Annotated in this window: 5 protein-coding genes and 2 pseudogenes; 4 read left to right on the top strand and 3 right to left on the bottom strand. The window is 38.6% G+C overall.

The features are described from left to right. Positions 1-131: 131 nt before the first annotated feature. Positions 132-395 (bottom strand): hypothetical protein, encoded by a 264-nt coding sequence (locus CBG25_RS19475; protein WP_290608718.1) that lies wholly within the window; start codon positions 393-395, stop codon positions 132-134. 116 nt (positions 396-511) lie between these two features. On the opposite strand from CBG25_RS19475, the pseudogene CBG25_RS19470 reads away from it, so the two are divergent. Next, a pseudogene (locus CBG25_RS19470) lies at positions 512-763 on the top strand (IS30 family transposase); the annotation flags it as partial. 161 nt (positions 764-924) lie between these two features. Here the strand turns inward: CBG25_RS19470 and CBG25_RS19465 are convergent. Further along, positions 925-1,454, bottom strand: a pseudogene (locus tag CBG25_RS19465) (outer membrane protein transport protein); the annotation flags it as partial. A 361-nt stretch (positions 1,455-1,815) separates the two neighbouring features. On the opposite strand from CBG25_RS19465, the gene CBG25_RS19460 reads away from it, so the two are divergent. From CBG25_RS19460 to CBG25_RS19450, 3 genes are all read left to right on the top strand, one after another. Then, positions 1,816-2,112: a YfcZ/YiiS family protein gene (locus CBG25_RS19460; protein WP_290608716.1), complete on the top strand. Its 297-nt coding sequence runs from the start codon at positions 1,816-1,818 to the stop codon at positions 2,110-2,112. 241 nt (positions 2,113-2,353) lie between these two features. Next, positions 2,354-3,652 (top strand): acetyl-CoA C-acyltransferase FadI, encoded by a 1,299-nt coding sequence (gene fadI, locus CBG25_RS19455; protein WP_290608715.1) that lies wholly within the window; start codon positions 2,354-2,356, stop codon positions 3,650-3,652. 2 nt (positions 3,653-3,654) lie between these two features. Next, complete coding sequence (locus tag CBG25_RS19450) at positions 3,655-3,918, top strand: hypothetical protein (protein WP_290608713.1); 264 nt, start codon at positions 3,655-3,657, stop codon at positions 3,916-3,918. Between the two features lie 78 nt (positions 3,919-3,996). Here the strand turns inward: CBG25_RS19450 and CBG25_RS19445 are convergent. Continuing rightward, positions 3,997-4,368, bottom strand: a 372-nt coding sequence (locus CBG25_RS19445; RefSeq protein WP_290603757.1) for a transposase, incomplete at its 5' end; no start/stop codon positions are given.

Raw genomic sequence — 4,368 nt, 5'->3', positions numbered from 1 at the left:
GTTGCTCAATAGCAAAATTAATTGTGACTTACAAAAAAACCAGCTATTGATGATAAAATCATCAATTTTTGAATTAAAAATGACCTATATAAGATTAAAAAATAACCTATTTTTGTGTTTTTTAGATGTATCTAACTTGTTTTTATTGAAAGCAGTTTTATTTCACTATTGAGCAACAGGCTTAATAAAATAAAAAGCAGTTTATCTAGTGGGGTTGGGATAAATCCTTTCTGCCCTGCACCCATCTGCCGCTCGTGATCTTTTCGATTCTTTTTCCGATAAATCAAATAACAAGCTGAAAATTCAGCGGCTAAATTTTTCAATTCTTCGACTGATAATCCAATGATTGCTTTACATAAACGATTATCTCGTAACAGCCGCTCTTTGTTGATCATTTCAAACCTTTATTCTCTAAGTTAAACCTCTTTTTATTCTCAATAGCGTGACAAAAAATGCAAGTCTCTATTCAGCAACTAGTTTACTTCTTTTTTAGAGACTGCGAAACTCGTGACTGACTCTAGCGGATAAAGCTACCAAGCAGATTATTATCCGCAAGTTACCGAATAAACGCGCTGATACTGTTGTAGATGCTTTCCGTGACATTGTAGCAAATACCTTCTGTGACTTTAAAACTTTGACGGCCGATAACGGTTCTGAGTTCTCCATGCATAAACAGATAACTGAGATCACCGGTGCTAATGTCTTCTTTGCCAGGCCTTATCACTCATGGGAGCGTGGTTTAAATGAACACAGTAACGGACTTCAACTCAGTCACGGACAACGAGATTGCAGAACTTGAGCACATACTTAATACTCGGGGGACGAAAATCGTTGGGCTATTTTTCTCCAAATGAAGTATTTTTAGCTCATCTAATGGCTGCATAACGTTTTATGGGTTTGTTGCGTTTCGACTGGGAATGGGCCATAGACTGCATTAAAGCCTAAACCTGCACTGAAATGCTCATTAAGGCGATAAGCACCGCTTAAATTTAAGTTCAGGGTAGTGAGATCGGTTTTCCCGCCAATAGGCCCAGCATTATAGTTATGGTTGAATTCAGTGGCTAAACCGTAATTAGTAGTAATTGAAGTGCCAACAGCCCATTTTTCATTTACTGGAAAAATAAAATGGGCATTAGGTATATCCAGGCATGAGGCGCGATGTTGTTTGAACTGGTACTATTACCAGTGACAGGTGATTTTCCTTTTATATCAACATCAGGATTAATATAAATTGCACCAAGAGAGAGCACTGGGTTATTGAATAGCATCATCGCTGCTGGATTGCGACTACCAACACTAGCATTATCGCCAATCGCACCTTCCCCTGAAAAAGCACGACCCAATGCAGAAGTGGAATATTCGTTTAGTTGAAAGCCAGCAGCTCTGGCATTTGTCGAAATAAAACTTACAGCCATTGCCAAGATTGTATGTTTGAACAGGTTTTTCTGGTTCATAACCAAAACCCCTTAAATTATATTTATGATAAGAACGACATTGATAGTCGTAATAGAAAGGCCCGAATTGTATTGCTCCATGCCAATATGGCAAATCAGACCAGTTGACTGAGTATAGAATTGAATACCGGTTTTATTACAAGCATGTTTACTGCGTATATGTTATTTGTTTGTAAAAATGTGATTTATTTAACATAAAATTGGTGCATTAATTATGCGAAGTGATAGGCATAGAATAACAATAGGTATATTAGATCAAATAACTACTTGATATTTTATAGATTATCAGATAGTAGCTGGTATTTTTTTGTTAATTAGCGTTATGATTATATTTTGTTAATGTTTATTGTTGGAAAAAATTATGTTGGATGCTAAGAATCGTTGTCATGCAGAAGAAACTGCTGCTTGCTGTTGTGTTGATGTGGGTACAGTGATAGATAATCAAAATTGTACCGCTTCTTTTGAAAAAAATTTTTTAAATCAACAAGAAGCTGAAAAAATGTTAACACAGCTAATAGAAAAAGCGCGGTCAGTTGAATCGGAGCCTTGTGTGATTGAACATCAGATTCAGCCTATTACTGAGGGTGTTAAATTACTAGCGAGTTTTACCTTTTGTTGTGAAGCTGAAACGCTAATTTTTCAATTAAATTTGCGTTAATTGAATTTAACAATGCCTACAGAGGTTTTGTAGGCATAGGGTCGTTGAGTTGTTCTCAATATTTTGACTTGTGTGACAAATAAATATTCATATCTTGTGTGCCGCCTCTCAGTTTTTAATTTTTATTATTTTTCTTTCACTACATTTGAATAACAATTGATTATCAGATCAGACCTCTGTGAAGTATTGGGAATGATTAACAATAGTTTCATTTTTTATAAAAAGGGAAGCGAGATCTGCTATGAACTACAACGTTAAGAATACTGATCGTATCGCAATTGTTACTGGGTTACGCCTTCCTTTTGCTAAACAGGCAACGGCTTATCATAATATACCTGCTGTCGATCTAGGCAAAATGGTAGTACGTGAATTAGTTATTCGCAGTGGTATTGATTCTGAACTTATTGATCAAGTGGTCTTTGGTCAAGTAGTTCAGATGCCTGAAGCGCCGAATATTGCTAGAGAGATTGTTTTAGGCACTGGACTACCCGTTTCAATAGATGCTTATAGTATTTCTAGAGCATGTGCTACTAGTTTTCAGGCTATTACCAATATTGTAGAAAGTATGAAGGCGGGCACTATTAAGGTCGATATTGCTGGTGGAGCGGATTCATCATCAGTTTTACCTATTGGTGTAACTAAAAAAATGGCAAGTACTTTAGTTGACCTTAATAGAGCAAAATCAATTGGCCAGCGTTTACGGCTCTTAAGCACATTAAGTTTTCGTGACTTTTTGCCAGCTTCACCAGCAGTAGCCGAATATTCTACGGGTTTAAGAATGGGAGATACTGCCGAACAGATGGCAAAAACTTATCATATTAGTCGTGAAGAACAAGACGCTTTTGCTCATCGTTCTCATATTCTAGCCGCCCAGGCATGGGATAGCGGCGTATTACAGAAAGAAGTAATGACAGCTCATATACCGCCGTTCCTGGAGTCATTATCGGAAGACAATAATGTTCTAAAAGACTCAACACTTGCTTCTTATGCAAAGTTAAAACCGGCTTTTGATCGCCAACATGGTACTATTACCGCCGCGAACAGCACGCCAATAACTGATGGTGCAGCGGCAGTAATGTTGATGTTTGAATCAAATGCGAAAGCATTAGGTATAACTCCATTAGGTTATATTCGTAGTTATGTTTTTTCGGCTATTGATGTTTGGCAGGACATGCTATTAGGCCCTTCTTATGCAACACCATTAGCTCTTAAGTACGCGGGATTAAGTTTAAAAGATCTTACCTTAATTGATATGCATGAAGCTTTTTCTGCTCAAGTATTAGCCAATATGAGAATGTTTGCGAGCAAAAAATTTGCTCAAGAGAAATTAGGGCAGTCTGAAGCGATTGGTGAAATTAATATGGAAAAATTTAATGTATTAGGCGGGTCTATTGCTTATGGTCATCCATTTGCTGCCACAGGTGCCCGTATGGTGACACAGACGCTTAATGAGTTACATCGTCGTGGCGGTGGTTTGGCGCTAACGACCGCTTGTGCAGCAGGCGGTTTAGGTGCAGCAATGATTTTGGAGGTTGAGTAGTTATGACCAATAAAAATGAAGAAAAAAACTTACCTGCAATTACTAGCTATCCTGTGTTTCATTTTTCCTTCAAACAAAACAATATTGGTGTTATTTCCATTGATGTTGCCGGCGAAAAAGTTAATACATTAAAAGCCGAATTTGTTGATCAATTTTATATGATATTACAGCAAGCACAAGCAATAGTGGGTTTGAAAGGGATTATTATTAGGGCACCTCGAAAAACTCAAGATTTTCAATTAACCCTTGGCTTTCATTCTAAATAATTAGATTTTTTTTGATTATCACGCTACTGATTCTATCGCACATTGCCCTGGCTAGGGCCATTTGACCCATTCTGGGCGTCAGAAAGCCACGATGCACGCGCTCTGGAAGTACGCCAACCGCTTTAGGTTGTAACATGCTGCCATCATCGTCATGGCAAAATTAGCGCGCACCTGTCCAATGGTGCGGATCAGTTTTCTACCCATTTGTTCCATCGCCGCAAATGCATGTTCAACCCGTGCCCTAGTCTTTGCAATCCTGTGGTTTCGCCCTTGCTGAGTCTTGGACAACGGTTTGTTTCGATGGCCTTTACGCTGAATCTGGCTCCTATAGCCGTTTGCCTTCAGCCAAGCTTCCCGCTCCGCAGAGGGATAGCCTCGGTCGGCGTAGATATTGCGATTGGTGTTGGCCTTGTCAATGACCCTTTCGAAATGCTGACTGTCGTGGGTGCT

It is taken from the genome of Arsenophonus sp. ENCA (genome assembly GCF_002287155.1).
In the GTDB taxonomy this organism is placed as follows: domain Bacteria; phylum Pseudomonadota; class Gammaproteobacteria; order Enterobacterales; family Enterobacteriaceae; genus Arsenophonus; species Arsenophonus nilaparvatae.
The sequence above is the reverse complement of the archived record's forward strand: the minus strand, read 5'-3'. Positions and strand labels throughout refer to the sequence as shown.